Source organism: Pseudomonas bubulae (assembly GCF_037023725.1).
Taxonomy (GTDB): Bacteria; Pseudomonadota; Gammaproteobacteria; order Pseudomonadales; family Pseudomonadaceae; genus Aquipseudomonas; species Aquipseudomonas bubulae.
Genome location: NZ_CP146077.1, coordinates 141,212 through 156,551 on the forward strand (window position 1 = coordinate 141,212; position 15,340 = coordinate 156,551).

The following is a 15,340-nucleotide window of genomic DNA, read 5'->3' on the forward strand; positions in this document are numbered from 1 at the left end:
AAGCCCCTTGCTGTGGTTGGAGTAATGTCCATTGCAGGAAGCCTTCCGATGCTGGTGATTCATCGCAGAGTCCAGTCCCACCCCGTGTGGAGCGCCGAGTTACACCTGAACTTCGAAGCCCGCAGCAAAAGTCGCCTGCGTTGTTTCAGCAGCAGCGGCGAAGATGTCGGCCTGTTCCTTGACCGTGGCCAGTCACCGCTGGTCGATGGCGAATTTCTGCAGGCTCAGGACGGACGCATCGTGCGCGTCTGTGCCAGCCCCGAAAAGCTCCTGCATGTCACCTGCTGCAATGCTTTTGAACTGACCCGCGCCGCTTATCACCTGGGCAACCGCCACGTCGCCCTGCAAGTGGGTGATGGCTGGTTACGCCTGCTTGACGACTACGTGCTCAAGGCCATGCTGGAGCAACTGGGTGCCCATATCGAGGCCATCGAAGCACCGTTTCAGCCCGAACACGGCGCCTATGGCGGTGGCCATCACCACTCCCGTGCGGGCGAAGAGGACTTCAACTACGCCCCGCGGTTGCATCAGTTTGGTGTGCGCTTGTGAACCCGGCCTGGGCGCTCTTGCGCCTGGCCAGCCCGCAGCTGCCCATTGGCGGCTACAGCTATTCCCAGGGGCTGGAAATGGCCGTTGAAAACGGCCGCGTGGCTGACCCGGCCACGGCAGCGCGCTGGATCCGCGATCAATTGCTGCTCAACCTCGCCCGCTTCGAGGCGCCCTTGTTGCTCGCCCACTGTCAGGCCGCAGCGGATCAAGACTGGAACGCTTTGCAGCGTTTGTGTGACGAGCATCGCGCCAGCCGTGAAACCCGAGAACTGCATCAGGAAAGCCGGCAAATGGGGTATTCCCTGCAACAGTTACTCACCGGCTTACCGGAGCTGGACGAGCCCGCACGCGAGTTTCTCGCACAACAGGCCGAGCCCCATCTGGCGCTGGGCTGGGCATTGGCCGCACGCGCCTGGGGCATCGACCCACAGGACGCATTGGCCGCCTGGCTCTGGAGCTGGCTGGAAAACCAGTTGGCCGTGCTGATGAAAACCCTGCCCCTGGGCCAGCAAGCGGCCCAGCGCATGACCAGCGAACTGTCGGCTGCGTTGCAGCAGGCCCAGCAACACGCCAGTAGCCTCCACTTATCCCACATTGGCAGTGCCGCTTTCGGCCTGTCTTTGGCGAGCATGGCCCACGAGCGCCAGTACAGCCGCCTGTTTCGTTCCTAGGAGAAAGCAATGAACACACAGCCTTTGCGTGTTGGCATCGGTGGCCCGGTAGGCTCCGGCAAAACTGCGCTCACCCTGGCCCTGTGCCTGGCCCTGCGGGAAAAGTACAACCTGGCCGTCGTCACCAACGATATCTACACCCGTGAAGATGCTGACTTTCTGGTGCGCAATGAGGCGCTGGCGCCAGAGCGGATCATCGGTGTAGAAACCGGCGGCTGCCCGCACACAGCGATTCGTGAAGATGCTTCGATCAACCTGGAGGCTGTGGATCAGTTGAACCGACGCTTTCCCGGCCTTGACCTGATTCTGGTGGAATCGGGTGGGGATAACTTGTCGGCCACCTTCAGCCCGGAGCTGTCCGACCTGACCATTTACGTGATCGACGTGTCCGCCGGGGACAAGTTACCGCGCAAGGGCGGGCCGGGGATCTGCAAATCGGACCTGCTGGTGATCAACAAAATCGACCTTGCGCCGCTGGTGGGCGCATCGCTGGAACTGATGGACAGCGACACCAAGCGCATGCGCGGTGCAAAACCCTTTGTGTTCAGCAACCAGAAGACCGGACATGGCCTGGACACTATCGTGGCGTTTATCGAGCGTCAGGGATTGTTGATCCAATAGCGGTGAAATCATCTGTGGGAGCGAGCCTGCTCGCGATGGCCGCGACGGGGTACATCAGAAAAACGCAGCGATGCCATCGCGAGCAGGCTCGCCCCCACAGAGTTGAGATCATCCGGGGAATCACGGTGTATCATGTCGCGCAATCGCCCCAGCCGTGACGACACCCACCGATGCCTGATGTAGCCAGCTCCGACTTCCCGCTTGAACTGACCGCCCAATTTGCGGCAGTACAGCAGCATTTTCGCCAGGTCATCGTGCCGCTCTGGCAAGGCCCCGGCTGGAATGCCGAACTCGCACTGCCCTTCGAGGCCTTGAGCCCCGCGCACCAGCCGCTGCCACCCCAGCGCTATCGCGCCATGGCTTGCGCACGGCAGCTGTACCTGTTCGCCAGCCTGATCGACGACCCGACCTTCCCCGGTGCCGCCGAACGCGCTGCTGAACTGTTCCGCTCGCTGCACCTGCATTTTCATGACGCCGAGCACGGTGGCTGGTTCTACAGCATCGGCCCCGATGGCGCGCCGCTGGATCAACGCAAAGACCTCTACACCCACGCCTTTATCATCTTTGCCTGCGCCCATTACTGGGCGAAAGTGCGCGAGCCACAGGTGGCGTCGGCGCTCAATGGCGCACTGGCAGTGGTGGCTGAACGTTTCAATGACGGCAACGGCCTGTATGAAGCCAGCCTGGAGCGGGATTGGTCGCCACTGGGCAGCGGCCCGCTGCAAAACCCGTTGATGCACTTGGCCGAAGCGTTCCTGGCCACTTTGTCGGTACGTGACGATAAGCCAGTGCAGACGGCCTTGCTGGCCCTGGCCGAGGGTATGCAACAGCGCTTTATCGAGCCTGTGCATAACGTCATGCTGGAAAAACCGCTCGGAGCTGTGGATAACTGGTTTGAACCGGGGCATCAATTCGAGTGGTTCTTTTTGCTGGAGTCTTCGCCACTGCTGCGCCAGACGTCGTTGCACGGTTCGCTGGAGCGGGCGTTCGGGTTTGCCGAGCAGGTGGGGGTCGACCCGCAGAGCGGCGCGGTGTGCGGCATGCTGGCCCCTGATGGCAGCCTGCGCGATGGTACCCAGCGTATCTGGGCACAGGCCGAGTACCTGCGCGCCCTGACCTTGCGCCCGAACAGCCAGGCACAGGTGCAGCGTCAATTGCTGGCGCTGCAGCAGAAGTTTCTACATGCCGGTGGCTGGTACGAATGCCGCGATGGCGCGGGCAAGGTCAGCCGCGAGGATATGCCGTCGACCACGCCTTATCATCTGGCCACCTGTTACAGCGGTTTGGCGCAATACCTCGGCTAACACCAACAGCTGTGGGAGCGGGCTTGCTCGCGATGGCATCACCGAAAAAGTCCTGACAAACCGCGCCGCCTGAATCGCGAGCAAGCCCGCTCCCACCACTCAAGGCTGGCTCAGGCAATCCACTTACGATCACCGGTAAAGCTGATGGTCAGCCAGCGCGCACTGTCCGCGGCACCCAGCAGCCCGGAGATCTCTTCGCGCAGTGCATCAAGGGTCTTCACGCTGGTCAGTGGATAACCTGCCGGCAACACGATATGAATCTCTATAAACCGTGCCCGCCCGTGCTTCTGCACATAGGTTTTGTAGCCTTCAAAACCATGCCGCGCCGACATTTCCTCGAGCACATCCCGCACCTTGTCATCCAGCGCATCCGGGACAATCCCGAGCACATCACGCAAGGCCGGCTTGAGGATCTTGAACGCCGGCGCAAGCATGCTCAGCGCCAGCAAAATCAGGATCCCCGGGTCAACATAAGCGGCCCACTGTGCATAACCCTGCTGCTTCAACAGCAACGCCGTGACAAAACTTATCAACAGCCCCACCGACAACATGGCATCCACCAGCCAGCTGACATTATCGAACTGGATCAGGGTTGACTTGAGCTTGCGATTTTTGCGCTTTACCCAGAAGTAGTAGGCAAATTCAACAACGGTGAACACCGCCGCATAGACGATCACCAGCCCCAGTTCGATATCACGCCCGCCATTGATAATGCCGAACACGCCATTGAGAAAGGCGTAGATCGCAATCAACAACAGGAAGCTGCCTTCAATCAGCAGCACCATGGGCTCAAGGTGCCAAAAACCGAACTGGAAACGCTGGTTGCTTTCCTTGGCGATCAGTTGCGCCGTAATCAGCATCAGCACTTTGATAAAAGTCGCGATCAGAGAGAAAAACCCATCGAACATGATGGATTCGGAACCCGAAATAAAACCCGTCACGATGCCGGCAATGGCCACCGCGAACATTAGAACGGTCGATTGCTTGAGCAGTTTCTGCTCACCACGGTTACTCACACAAACTCCTTTTCAGCCCGATTGAATGCGACCCCCTCAGGAGGTCGCAGGTGGGCTGCCAGGGGTGAGTTTACTCCTTGGCGTGGCGCTCGATGGCAAAACCGCTCCAGGACTGCGTGACGGGCATCAGCTCAAGGCGGTTGATGTTGACGTGGGCCGGAGTATTGAGCACCCAGAAAATGGTCTCGGCGATGTCTTCTGGCTGAATCGGTTCGGCGCCCTGATAGGTCGCGTCGTAGCGAGCCTTGTCGCCGCCAAAGCGCACCATCGAGAACTCGCTCTCGCACAGGCCCGGCTCAACGTTGCTGACCCGCACGCCCGTGCCCTGCAAATCGCAGCGCAGGTTCAGGGAGAACTGTTTTACAAACGCCTTGGTACCGCCATACACATGGCTGCCGGGGTAAGGATAACTACCCGCGATGGAACCCAGGTTAACGATCCCGGCACCACGGCCGTAGGCAATCAGTCGTGGCAACAGCAGGCGGGTGGTGTAGAGCAGGCCCTTGATATTGGTGTCGACCATGGTCTCCCAATCGTCGAGGTCGCATTTGGGCGCAGGGTCGGTACCCAGGGCCAGGCCCGCGTTGTTGATAAGCCCACGCAATCTGCTGAACGAAGGTGGCAAACCGGCAATCGCCGCTTCCATCGCGGCACGGTCGCGCACATCCACCACCAGGCCGTGTACTTCGGTTTGCTTGGATAACTCTTCGCACAATGCTTTCAAACGGTCTTCGCGTCGCCCCGTCAACACCAGTTTCCAGCCTGCCTGTGCAAACTTGCGTGCACATGCTTCACCAAATCCGGAAGTCGCGCCCGTAATAAACAGGGTGGAAGTCATCATGTTCTCCTTGGCTGGCGGGCATCGGCCGCCGTTGAATTGGACGTTGAGCAGAATGCCCCGGCTAGCGTTCAGCGGCAACCTGCGGTGTTTTCAAAACAAGTCTGTACAAAAAACAACCAGCACGCGACAAGCCACGACGAACAAGGGCTGGAGCCATATGCGCTCACCTTATCCACAGGCCCGTCCACAGTCTTTGGGGGCAACTCCAAAAAGCGCAAAGCCCCGATCCACAAGGGATAGAGAGCATCGGTAAGACTTTTTTACTTGACCCGGGCACACCCCGCATGCAGACGCCCCAAAAAGGTGCAACCGTGGAAAATCCGCCAGATAGCCAGAGGCCAGTAATTACGCTGCCTGGAGCATTCTTTCCAGAGTTTAACCACAGACTTATCCACAGGTTAGTCATTATTTCCAGACGCTCTTTACACCCGTACAAACCTGTTGACAAATCGGCGCAACGGCTGCGCAAAAGCCGCTGGTCGAAAAATAACCACCCAGCTGGACACCTTGTAAATAAAGGGCTACAGCCAACTACTCCCACGTTACCCACAGCCACCTCCACAGCAAACGGGGACAAGTCAAAATGATGACAAAACAGGTAATTGCAGCGGCTTTATGTCGCGCTTTCACAGCGTTGTAATATTGTTTTCCACAATTTGCGGCGAGGGCGGGCGGGGTGGAATTGTCTGACAAAAAGACATGTGGGAGCGAGCCTGCTCGCGATGGGATCGACGCGGTGATTCAAACAAACCGCAGTGATGCCATCGCGAGCAGGCTCGCTCCCACACAGAGAGATGTGAAATGCCTGTTAATGCCCGCCCAAATAAGCGTTACGCACCTCCTCGTTACTCAGCAGTTCCTTGCCGGTGCCGGTCAGACGGATTTCACCGTTGACCATCACATAGGCCCGGTCCGACAACCGCAGGGCATGGTTGGCGTTCTGCTCCACCAGAAAGATGGTCATGCCAGTGCCTGCCAGCTCCCGCAGCGTGGCAAAAATCTGCTTCACCACAATCGGTGCCAACCCCAGGCTGGGCTCATCCAGCAACAGCAGCTTGGGCCGGCTCATCAGCGCTCGGGCAATGGCGAGCATTTGCTGTTCGCCACCCGACATGGTCATGGCCCGCTGATTGCGCCGCTCCAGGAGCCGGGGGAACAACTCGAACATGCGCTGCATGTCTTCGTCGGCATATTTGTCGCCAATGGGGATGGTGCCCATCAGCAGGTTTTCTTCCACCGACATGTCCGGAAACACGCGACGGCCTTCCGGCGACTGGGCGATACCGTTGGAGGCGATGTAGTGCGAGGACTTGTGGGTAATGTCCACCCCCTGGTAGATAATTTGCCCGCCGCTGGCCCGGGGCTGGCCAAAAATCGACATCAGCAACGTGGATTTACCCGCGCCGTTGGAGCCGATCAGGCTTACCGTTTCGCCCTCCTCAATATGCATCGAGACTTTTTTCAGGGCCTGGATCGGCCCGTAGTGAACGTCCAGTTCCTTGAGCTCGAGGATCGTGCCCGTCATATCAGCTCCTCTTCGTCTGCGCCAAGGTAGGCCGCAATCACTTTGGGGTCGTTGCGGATGGCCTCAGGCCCGCCTTCGGCAATCACGTTGCCGTGGTCGAGCACCACGATGTGATCGGAAATGCTCATGACCATGCCCATGTCGTGCTCGATCAACACCACCGTCAGGTCGTGTTCGTCGCGCAGCAGGCGGATCATCCCGCTCAACGCTTCGGTTTCCTGCGGGTTGAGGCCTGCCGCCGGTTCGTCCAGGCAGATGATTTGCGGCCGCGTACACATGGCCCGGGCAATCTCCAGGCGTCGCTGCTGGCCATAGGACAACTCACCGGCCAGGCGATTGGCACAGTCCACCAGGTCAACCACCTCCAGCCAGTAGAAGGCATGATCCAGCGCATCGCTTTCAGCCTTGCGATAGCCCTTGGTATTGAGGATGCCGGCGAGCATGTTGCGGTTGACCCACATATGCTGGGCCACCAGCAGGTTTTCCAATACCGACATTTCCTTGAACAGGCGGATATTCTGGAACGTGCGCGCCAGCCCCGAGCGGTTGACCAGATGTGTTCCGCCGAACATTTTGTAATACAGCCGGCTGGCAAACGCCTTGGGCGATACAAAGTCGCTCAGCCTGAACGGCTCCCCCAGTAGCTTGATCACGTTGGTACGAGTACCGCGGGCATTGAGTTCGATCCTGCCGCCGCTGGCTTTGTAAAAGCCGGTCAAACAGTTGAACACTGTGGTTTTACCGGCACCGTTGGGGCCGATCAGGGCAAAGATCGAGTTGCGTTTGACCTTGAGGCTGACATCGCTCAGGGCCTTGATCCCGCCAAAGTGCATCATCAGTTTGTCGACCGAGAGCACAACATCGTCTTTTGACAATTCGCTCATGGCGCAACCCCCTTGCGTGGCGCAACTCCGACACGGCTGATGCGGATCAGGCCTCGTGGTCGCCAGATCATCATCAACACCATCAACACACCAAACAGCAGCACCCGGTACTCGGCAAAGCTGCGCAACAGTTCAGGAGCCACCGTCAGCACGAATGCGGCGATCACCACGCCCACTGTCGAGCCCATGCCGCCGAGCACCACAATGGCGAGGATCAGCGCCGACTCGAAGAAGGTGAACGAGGAAGGGTTAACAAAACCCTGGTAGCTGGCAAAGAACACCCCGGCCAGGCCAGCCGTGGAGGCACCAATGGTGAACGCCGACAGCTTGACCAGCACATGGTTGAGGCCCATGGAACGGCAGGCAATTTCGTCTTCGCGCAGCGCTTCCCAGGCGCGGCCGATCGGCATGCGGGTCAGGCGGTGCTTGATGTACAACACCAGCAGCACCACCAGAAACAGCACGATATAGATAAACAGGAACTTGATATTGGGGTTGTATTCCAGGCCGAAGAACTCATGAAATGGCACCCCGCCATCTTTCGCGCGCCGGCCGAACTCCAGGCCGAAAAAGGTCGGCGATGGCACCGGCATGCCATTTGGCCCGCCGGTAAACGACAGCCAGTTGTTGAGGATCAGACGGATGATTTCACCAAAGCCCAGGGTCACGATGGCCAGGTAGTCACCGTGCATGCGCAACACCGGAAACCCCAGAATGCATCCCGCCATCGCCGCCGCAATGGCCGCCAGCGGCAGCACCGTCCAGAAACCCAGCCCCAGGTATTGATAGCCCAGCGCCAGACCATAAGCGCCGATGGCATAGAACGCCACATACCCCAGGTCGAGCAACCCCGCCAGGCCAACCACGATATTCAGCCCCAGGCCCAGCAGCACGTAAATCAGCCCAAGGATGACCACGGTCAGAATGTATTTATTGGCGAAAAACGGAAACACGATGGCAATCACGATCAGCAACGGCACGATCCAGCGCAGCCGCGACTTGTAGTCCGGTGCCAGCACATGCACGCCCGAGCCTGTGGACTCAAAGCCCTGCAGGATTTTCAGCCCTTTGGCAGTCTGTAAAAACAGGCTCAGGGCAAAGCGCCCGACCATAACGATAGCCACCAGCCAGCCTACCCGGGCCGGTTGCAGGTTGAAGCTGTAACCGTCGAGCACCACCCCTACGATGGGCCCGAACACAATCAATGAAATCAACCCGGCCAGGATCGAGTCGACTACGCTTTTTTTGATATCAATCGGTTTATTAATGGCTACAGACATACTTACACCTTCGCCACGAGAGGACGACCCAGCAGGCCTTGAGGACGGAAAATCAGAATCAGCACCAGCAGTGAGAAACTGAATACATCCTTGTAATCCGAGTTAATCAACCCGGCAAAAAGCGACTCGGAAATACCCAGGATGATCCCGCCGAGCATGGCCCCCGGCAGTGAACCGATGCCGCCGAGCACCGCTGCGGTGAAGGCCTTGATCCCGATGATGAAACCGGCATAGAAGTCGAACGTGCCGTAGTTCATGGTAATCAGCACACCAGCCAGCGCGGCCATGGCGGCACCGATCACGAACACGTAGGAAATCACCCGGTCGGTATTGATCCCCAGGATCGACGCCATCTTGCGATCCTGCTGGGTGGCGCGGCACATGCGGCCCAGCTTGGTGTACTTGATGATGTAAGTAAGCAGGCCCATGCCCACAAAGGCGGCGAGCAGAATAAAGACTTTGGTGTAGGTCAGCTGTACGAAGCCTGAGCCGATATCGACCCGCCACGCCCCGCTAAGTAACGTCGGTACGCCCTGCTGACGTGAGCCTTGGGCGATTTGCACATAGTTCTGCAGGATAAGGGAGATACCAATGGCGCTAATCAGCGGCGCCAACCGTGTGGAATTGCGCAGCGGCTTGTAGGCCACGCGCTCGATCACCCAGCCATACACGCCCGTGACCACCACCGTGAAAATAAGGGTGCCCAACATCAACAACGGGAAGGATTCGATACCGAAGTATGCCAACAGAGCCAGACTGATCGCCGCGAGGTAAGCAGAGATCATGTATACCTCGCCGTGGGCGAAGTTGATCATGCCGATGATGCCGTAGACCATTGTGTAGCCGATGGCGATCAGGCCGTAGACAGACCCGAGGGTCAGGCCGTTCAGCAGTTGCTGTAGGAAAATACCATCCATAACGCAATCTCACGCACTGGAGCCTTTGCGCAGACGCAAGCCATCCACGCCGTCACAGGACAGCTTGGCTGGCAGGGTGTGCGCGACTCCTGGAAAAGAAGACAGGTGGTGCAGATCCATCCCTACCTGATGCCCGCCGAAGCTGGCATCAGGTAGGTGACTCATCTCACTTCTGTTTTTCCAGTTGGTGATATTTACCGTCTTTGTCCCACTGGTACATAACGTAGTCGGAGACTTTAAGGTCACCTTTGCTGTCCCAGGCTTTCTCACCCATCACGGTTTTAACCGGGTTGGCCTTGAGCCACTTGGCAGCATCTTCACCCTTGTTGGATTTGGCGCCGGCAAAGGCGTCAGCCAGGGCCTGGACCGAAGCATAGGCGTACAGGGTGTAGCCCTCTGGTTCGGTGCCAGCCTTACGGAACTCTTCAACCACCACCTTGCTGTCTGGCAACAGGCGCGGGTCGGCACCGAAGGTCATATAAACGCCGTCAACGTACTGCGGGCCGCCTGCGGTGGTAACCAGTTCGTCGGTGACCACACCATCATCGGACATGAACTTCACATCCTTGAGGCCTTGCTCACGCAGTTGGCGTACCAGCGGGCCGGCTTCCGGGTGCAGGCCACCGAAATACACCACGTCGGCCCCGTTGGAGCGGATTTTGGTCACCACGGCACTGAAGTCTTTTTCGCCTCGGGTCAGGCCTTCGTACAACACAGGGGTCACGCCGCGCTTGATCAGTTGCGCCTTGGTAGCGTCCGCCAGGCCCTGGCCATAGGTGTCCTTGTCGTGCAAAACGGCCACTTTCTTGCCTTTGAGCACATCAACAATGTAATCCGCCGCCACAATGCCCTGCTGGTCATCACGACCACACATGCGGAACATCGCGCTCAGGCCACGCTCGGTCACCGCCGGGTTGGTGGAGCCAGGAGTGATCGCAATCACACCGGCATCGGCGTACACCTCAGACGCCGGAATGGTCGATGAAGAACAGAAGTGCCCTACTACACCGGCCACTTTGTCCTGGTCGACCAAACGGTTGGCGACGGCTACGGCCTGTTTCGGCTCGCAGGCATCGTCCCCGGCCACCAGAACGATCTTCTCGCCGTTGACCCCACCGGCGGCGTTGATCTTGTCTGCCGCTGCCTTGGCACCCTTCATGTACTGCTCGCCAAAAGCTGCGTTGGCGCCAGTCATCGGGCCCGCAACACCAATTTTCAGATCAGCCTGAACAAACGAAGAAACGCCCAATGCAGCTGCTACGGCGAGGGCCAGAAAACCTTTCTTGTAGAACGTCTGCGACATGAGGTGGTGCTCCTGAGGTTTTATTAGATGGCACTTCGACTTCACCTAAAGCGCTGAGCAAGCCGCGTGCCATTGGCTTTTTATTCTTAAAAAAGTCGTTCTATTGTTGTTATATCGACTGTTTCGAGCCCATTTTCATTGGGCGTGCAACCGTCTAAACCGAGGAAGGTAAAACCGCTATGTTTCTACAGGCGCCACCTGCCGCAGCCGGTATTGCAACCAGGTTGCCCCGGGTTGCGCAAACGTCCTGTAACCACTTGCGTCACCGAACTGCACACTCTCGGTGCAGGACTGCTACAGGCCGCACCACTTAAGGCTAGCCGCTGCCAGGCAAAACGTCGGGGCGCCCAGGAAAAAACCGCGTCAGATCACAATTCTTAAACATTGGCCGGCGTGATACAGCGAAAAACCGGCTTCGTATAAACAACTGCGCAACCCCGTGCCAGACAGCGGCCGCATCGGTGCAAAGGGGATTGGCAAGGCCTTGGCATCGCCACTGCACAAATAGTCGGCAAAGGCCTTGCCGACCACGCTGCCTGTGGTTACACCGCGACCGTTATAGCCGGTGACTGCCACCAAACCGGGCGCCGGTTCAAATAAGCGCATCAGATGATCGGGCGTAAATGCGATGCAGCCCGTCCAGGTGCACTCCCATTCCACGCCCTTGAGGTACGGGAAATAATGCTGCTGCACGCGGTCGGCCCAGGCCTTGAGAAACCACGCAGGCTTCTGATTGCCGTTGCCCAGGCTGCCGAGCAGTAAACGGCCGTCGGCATCGCGACGGATACTGCTCAATACCTGGCGGGTGTCCCACGACCCTTGGCCGCCTGGCAAGATTCGCGCTGCGCTGGCGTCGGTCAGAGGTTTGGAGGCGACCTGGTAGTAATAACCAGGGAAAAAGTTACGTCGTAAATCAGTCCATTCGCCTTCAGTGTAGGCATTGGACGCCAGCACCACCTGCTCTGCACTTACCGCACCGTGGGCCGTTTGCACTGACCAGCGTGGGCCTTGGCGTTCAAGTCCGGTGACCGGGGAATGATCGAACAGCTGCCCGCCCAGATCACAGGCTGCCTTGGCCAGGCCCGAGGTGTAGGCCATAGGGTTGAGGGTGCCGGCGCGACGGTCGAGCAAGGCGGCGGCGATTTTTGTGGTGCCGGTAGCGGCTTCGCAGGCGGCGCCGGTGAGCAGTTCAACCGGGGCGCCACGGCGCTTCCATTGTTCTTCACGGCTGCGCAAATCGGCTTCGCCACGGGCATTATGGGCCATGTGCAGGGTGCCTTCACGGCGCAACTGGCAGTCGATGCGGTATTTGTCGATCAGGCTGAACACCAGTCCCGGGGCGGCACCGAGCATGCGGTTGAGCTGGCTGCCGACAGCCTCGCCGAAACCGGCTTCGATATCGTCGGGCGGTATCCACATCCCGGCATTAACCAATCCTACGTTGCGGCCTGAGCCGCCATGACCGGTGCGATAGGCTTCGAGCACACAGACACTTTTGCCCTGCTCGAGCAAATGGATGGCGGCGGACAAACCGGTGATGCCGGCACCGATCACACACACATCAACGCTCAACTCGCCCTTGAAGGTTGGCGCTTGGGGGCGTTGGGGGGTAAGGGTTTCCCACAGACATTGTTCTTGTAAAGGCATTGCCAAGCTCCAGAAATGAAACCCAACCAAAATCAAAGCCCCTCACCCTGGCCCTCTCCCGGAGGGAGAGGGGACTAAAGGCAAAAGCAGATCAGCTCCCTCTCCCTCCGGGAGAGGGTTGGGGGTGAGGGCTTGCATCACCTCAATCGAACGTAATCCCTTGCGCCAACGGCAATTCCAGCGAGTAGTTGACGGTATTGGTCTGCCGGCGCATATATCCACGCCATGCATCTGACCCCGACTCGCGACCGCCCCCGGTTTCTTTCTCACCACCAAAGGCACCCCCGATTTCCGCACCGCTGGGCCCGATATTGACGTTGGCAATCCCGCAATCACTGCCAGTGGCCGACATGAATTGCTCGGCCTCGCGCACATCGGTGGTGAAGATGCACGATGACAGCCCCTGCGGCACCGCGTTGTTCAGGCGCAAGGCCTCGGCAAAGTCGCTGTAACCGACCACATACAAAATCGGCGCGAAGGTCTCGCTGCACACCACGTCGCTTTGCTCGGGCATTTCCACAATCGCCGGGGCCACGTAGTAAGCGCCAGGGTACTGGCCCGCCAATTGCCGCTCGCCACCAAATACCCGCCCGCCTTCGCTAAGGGCCTGCTCCAGCGCATCACGCATGTTTTCAAAGCTGCTTTTGTCGATCAGCGGCCCCACCAGATTGCCTTCCAGCGGATGACCGATACGCACTTTGGAATAGGCCGCCTTGAGCCGGGTGACAATTTCTTCCTTGACCGAGTCGTGGGCAATCAGCCGGCGCAGGCTGGTGCAGCGCTGCCCGGCAGTACCGACAGCACTGAACAGGATGGCACGCACGGCCATGTCCAGGTCGGCACTCGGCGCCAAAATCATCGCATTGTTGCCGCCCAGCTCCAGAATACTGCGGGCAAAGCGTGCGGCGATTTTAGGTGCCACTTCGCGGCCCATGCGCGTGCTGCCGGTGGCACTGATCAGCGCGACTCGCGGATCGTCAACCAGGGCTTCGCCCGCTTCACGACCACCAATCACCACCTGGGCCAGGTACTTGGGCGCGCCCTCAAACGAGCTCAACACACGATCAAACAAGGCCTGACAGGCCAGCGCCGTCAGCGGGGTTTTTTCCGATGGTTTCCAGATCACCGCGTTGCCGCATACCAGCGCCAACGCGGTATTCCACGCCCACACGGCCACCGGAAAGTTGAATGCGCTGATCACACCCACCACACCCAGCGGGTGCCAGGTTTCACGCATATGGTGGCCTGGTCGCTCCGAGGCGATGGTCAAGCCGTAGAGCTGACGCGACAGGCCAACTGCAAAGTCGCAGATGTCGATCATTTCCTGCACTTCGCCCAACCCTTCCTGGGTGATCTTGCCCGCTTCCCATGACACCAGCTCGCCCAGATCGGCCTTGTACTCACGCAGCAAATCGCCGAACTGGCGCACCAGTTCCCCACGACGCGGGGCAGGCACCTTGCGCCATGCCTCGAAGGCGTGTTCGGCGCGGGTCACGTGCTGCTCGGCCTCGGCAGCCCCTTCCCAGTGCACCGCACCGATCTGGCTACCGTCAATCGGCGTATACACCGGCTGATTGCCCTGCTGGTACAGCGCGGGGTTCACACCAAGACGATCCAGTAATGCAGCAACCATTGAAGGCACTCCTTGAGCTTTAAAAAATGATTCACAGGCCTTTAGTTGTAGCTGGCTGGCATGGCGGCAACAAACGACCTTTAAGCGAGATATCATTCCGAAAATTCATGCTGCACTGGTAACGTTGCCTGACAACAACAATCAGAGGCCTTCTATGCTCAACAAGCGCCATCTACCTTCGATCACGGCGTTGCAGTGTTTTGAAGCGGTGACCCGTCATCTGAGTTTCACCCGCGCGGCCGAAGAGCTGAATCTGACCCAGAGCGCGGTCAGCAAACAGGTCGCACAGCTCGAGGAGCTGTTGCAGCACTTGCTGTTTCGCCGGGTGCGCCGCCGTTTGCAACTGACGCCTGCAGGGGATTTGTATCTGGTAGAAGTCCGAAAAATCCTGACCCAGGTAGAGATGTCGACCCACACCCTGCGTTCCTATGGCGGCGAAACAGAAGTGCTACGGGTCTCCACCCCTTCCACTTTTGGCGCCCGCTGGCTGGTGCCGCGCCTCAAAGGTTGGGGCATACGCCATCCGCATATTCATCTGGATCTGTGCAATGAGCAGCAAGGCGACGATTTGCTGCAAGGGCGCAGCGATCTGGCGTTTTACTTCGGCCAGGGCTCACGGCCCGGCACCGAGAGCCTGAAGCTGTTCAGTGAAGAACTGGTCGCCGTATGTTCGCCAGCAAGCTTGCCGGGCACGGCACTGACCGACCCGACCCAACTCACAGGTCTGGTGTTGCTGCAGAACGCTTCGCGGCCACAGGCCTGGCACGAGTGGTTTGAGCATCAGGGGTTTCATACCGATCACAGCTACCATGGGCCGCGCTTCGACACCTTCTACATGTGCATCCGCGCAGCCCAGGTTGGCTGTGGCGTGGCACTGCTACCGAGGTTCCTGGTGGAAGAGGAATTGGCCGACGGCAAACTGGTCATCGCCTGGCAGCACTTGATGCCGAGCCGCGATGCCTACTACCTGGCCTATCCTGAACATACGGCAGGCGTACCCAAGGTAAAAGCATTCGTGAGCTGGTTCATGGAGCAGCTGGATGCGCGATAACACCTGTGGGAGCGGGCAGAAACAGGCTACGACCACAAAAACCGCTGGCAAAACCGCCTGCAGATATGCGCCACTAGCGCCATTCATTGAAAAAGCTG

15 protein-coding genes are annotated in these 15,340 nt (G+C 58.9%); 5 read left to right on the forward strand and 10 right to left on the reverse strand.

The genetic code is table 11. From position 1 onward, the window contains the following. The first annotated feature begins 48 nt into the window (after nt 1–48). The 4 genes from ureE (at nt 49) to V6L81_RS00725 (ending at nt 3,145) form a co-directional block, all read left to right on the forward strand. The gene (gene ureE, locus V6L81_RS00710; protein WP_095017669.1) at nt 49–549 is read left to right on the forward strand and encodes an urease accessory protein UreE; all 501 of its coding nucleotides are present in this window, start codon (nt 49–51) and stop codon (nt 547–549) included. Beyond that, entirely contained in the window at nt 546–1,220 is a 675-nt protein-coding gene (locus V6L81_RS00715; protein WP_095017670.1) for an urease accessory protein UreF, read from the forward strand. The genes ureE and V6L81_RS00715 overlap by 4 nt, the downstream gene beginning before the upstream one ends. Before the next feature lie 9 nt (nt 1,221–1,229). Further along, entirely contained in the window at nt 1,230–1,841 is a 612-nt protein-coding gene (gene ureG / locus V6L81_RS00720) for an urease accessory protein UreG (protein WP_095000984.1), read from the forward strand. Between the two features lie 170 nt (nt 1,842–2,011). After that, nucleotides 2,012–3,145, forward strand: coding sequence for an AGE family epimerase/isomerase (locus tag V6L81_RS00725; protein ID WP_338660411.1), 1,134 nt, complete (start codon nt 2,012–2,014; stop codon nt 3,143–3,145). Nucleotides 3,146–3,255: 110 nt separating this feature from the next. Here the strand turns inward: V6L81_RS00725 and V6L81_RS00730 are convergent, their stop codons facing one another. The 10 genes from V6L81_RS00730 to V6L81_RS00775 form a co-directional block, all read right to left on the reverse strand. Next, the gene (locus V6L81_RS00730) at nt 3,256–4,161 is read right to left on the reverse strand and encodes a cation diffusion facilitator family transporter (protein WP_178126975.1); all 906 of its coding nucleotides are present in this window, start codon (nt 4,159–4,161) and stop codon (nt 3,256–3,258) included. 70 nt (nt 4,162–4,231) lie between these two features. Beyond that, nucleotides 4,232–4,999, reverse strand: coding sequence for an SDR family oxidoreductase (locus V6L81_RS00735; RefSeq protein ID WP_130872345.1), 768 nt, complete (start codon nt 4,997–4,999; stop codon nt 4,232–4,234). Between the two features lie 811 nt (nt 5,000–5,810). Further along, nucleotides 5,811–6,527 (reverse strand): ABC transporter ATP-binding protein, encoded by a 717-nt coding sequence (locus V6L81_RS00740; protein ID WP_095000980.1) that lies wholly within the window; start codon nt 6,525–6,527, stop codon nt 5,811–5,813. Further along, nucleotides 6,524–7,411, reverse strand: a complete 888-nt coding sequence (locus V6L81_RS00745; protein WP_095017673.1) for an ABC transporter ATP-binding protein — start codon at nt 7,409–7,411, stop codon at nt 6,524–6,526. Before V6L81_RS00745 ends, V6L81_RS00740 begins: the two co-directional genes overlap by 4 nt. Beyond that, the gene (gene livM / locus V6L81_RS00750) at nt 7,408–8,691 is read right to left on the reverse strand and encodes a high-affinity branched-chain amino acid ABC transporter permease LivM (RefSeq protein ID WP_095000978.1); all 1,284 of its coding nucleotides are present in this window, start codon (nt 8,689–8,691) and stop codon (nt 7,408–7,410) included. The genes V6L81_RS00745 and livM overlap by 4 nt, the downstream gene beginning before the upstream one ends. A 2-nt stretch (nt 8,692–8,693) precedes the next feature. Next, entirely contained in the window at nt 8,694–9,608 is a 915-nt protein-coding gene (locus V6L81_RS00755) for an ABC transporter permease subunit (RefSeq protein ID WP_095000977.1), read from the reverse strand. Nucleotides 9,609–9,617: 9 nt separating this feature from the next. Beyond that, entirely contained in the window at nt 9,618–9,773 is a 156-nt protein-coding gene (locus tag V6L81_RS00760; RefSeq protein WP_153327708.1) for a hypothetical protein, read from the reverse strand. A gap of 1 nt (nt 9,774) precedes the next feature. Beyond that, complete coding sequence (locus V6L81_RS00765) at nt 9,775–10,911, reverse strand: branched-chain amino acid ABC transporter substrate-binding protein (RefSeq protein WP_095000976.1); 1,137 nt, start codon at nt 10,909–10,911, stop codon at nt 9,775–9,777. 363 nt (nt 10,912–11,274) lie between these two features. Further along, the gene (locus V6L81_RS00770) at nt 11,275–12,558 is read right to left on the reverse strand and encodes an FAD-binding oxidoreductase (protein WP_095000975.1); all 1,284 of its coding nucleotides are present in this window, start codon (nt 12,556–12,558) and stop codon (nt 11,275–11,277) included. A 142-nt stretch (nt 12,559–12,700) separates the two neighbouring features. Further along, complete coding sequence (locus tag V6L81_RS00775; RefSeq protein WP_095000974.1) at nt 12,701–14,191, reverse strand: aldehyde dehydrogenase family protein; 1,491 nt, start codon at nt 14,189–14,191, stop codon at nt 12,701–12,703. Between the two features lie 154 nt (nt 14,192–14,345). Between V6L81_RS00775 and V6L81_RS00780 the strand changes: the two genes are divergently transcribed. Continuing rightward, nucleotides 14,346–15,242, forward strand: coding sequence for a LysR family transcriptional regulator (locus V6L81_RS00780; protein ID WP_095017674.1), 897 nt, complete (start codon nt 14,346–14,348; stop codon nt 15,240–15,242). Nucleotides 15,243–15,340: the final 98 nt, after the last annotated feature.

Excerpts from the sequence above, each read along its gene's own strand:
- ureE (WP_095017669.1), top strand. The coding sequence starts at position 49 with ATGCTGGTGATTCATCGCAGAGTCCAGTCCCACCCCGTGTGGAGCGCC.
- ureG (WP_095000984.1), top strand. The coding sequence starts at position 1,230 with ATGAACACACAGCCTTTGCGTGTTGGCATCGGTGGCCCGGTAGGCTCC.
- V6L81_RS00725 (WP_338660411.1), top strand. The coding sequence starts at position 2,012 with ATGCCTGATGTAGCCAGCTCCGACTTCCCGCTTGAACTGACCGCCCAA.
- V6L81_RS00735 (WP_130872345.1), bottom strand. The coding sequence starts at position 4,999 with ATGACTTCCACCCTGTTTATTACGGGCGCGACTTCCGGATTTGGTGAA.
- V6L81_RS00740 (WP_095000980.1), bottom strand. The coding sequence starts at position 6,527 with ATGACGGGCACGATCCTCGAGCTCAAGGAACTGGACGTTCACTACGGG.
- V6L81_RS00745 (WP_095017673.1), bottom strand. The coding sequence starts at position 7,411 with ATGAGCGAATTGTCAAAAGACGATGTTGTGCTCTCGGTCGACAAACTG.
- livM (WP_095000978.1), bottom strand. The coding sequence starts at position 8,691 with ATGTCTGTAGCCATTAATAAACCGATTGATATCAAAAAAAGCGTAGTC.
- V6L81_RS00755 (WP_095000977.1), bottom strand. The coding sequence starts at position 9,608 with ATGGATGGTATTTTCCTACAGCAACTGCTGAACGGCCTGACCCTCGGG.
- V6L81_RS00760 (WP_153327708.1), bottom strand. The coding sequence starts at position 9,773 with ATGAGTCACCTACCTGATGCCAGCTTCGGCGGGCATCAGGTAGGGATG.
- V6L81_RS00765 (WP_095000976.1), bottom strand. The coding sequence starts at position 10,911 with ATGTCGCAGACGTTCTACAAGAAAGGTTTTCTGGCCCTCGCCGTAGCA.
- V6L81_RS00770 (WP_095000975.1), bottom strand. The coding sequence starts at position 12,558 with ATGCCTTTACAAGAACAATGTCTGTGGGAAACCCTTACCCCCCAACGC.
- V6L81_RS00775 (WP_095000974.1), bottom strand. The coding sequence starts at position 14,191 with ATGGTTGCTGCATTACTGGATCGTCTTGGTGTGAACCCCGCGCTGTAC.
- V6L81_RS00780 (WP_095017674.1), top strand. The coding sequence starts at position 14,346 with ATGCTCAACAAGCGCCATCTACCTTCGATCACGGCGTTGCAGTGTTTT.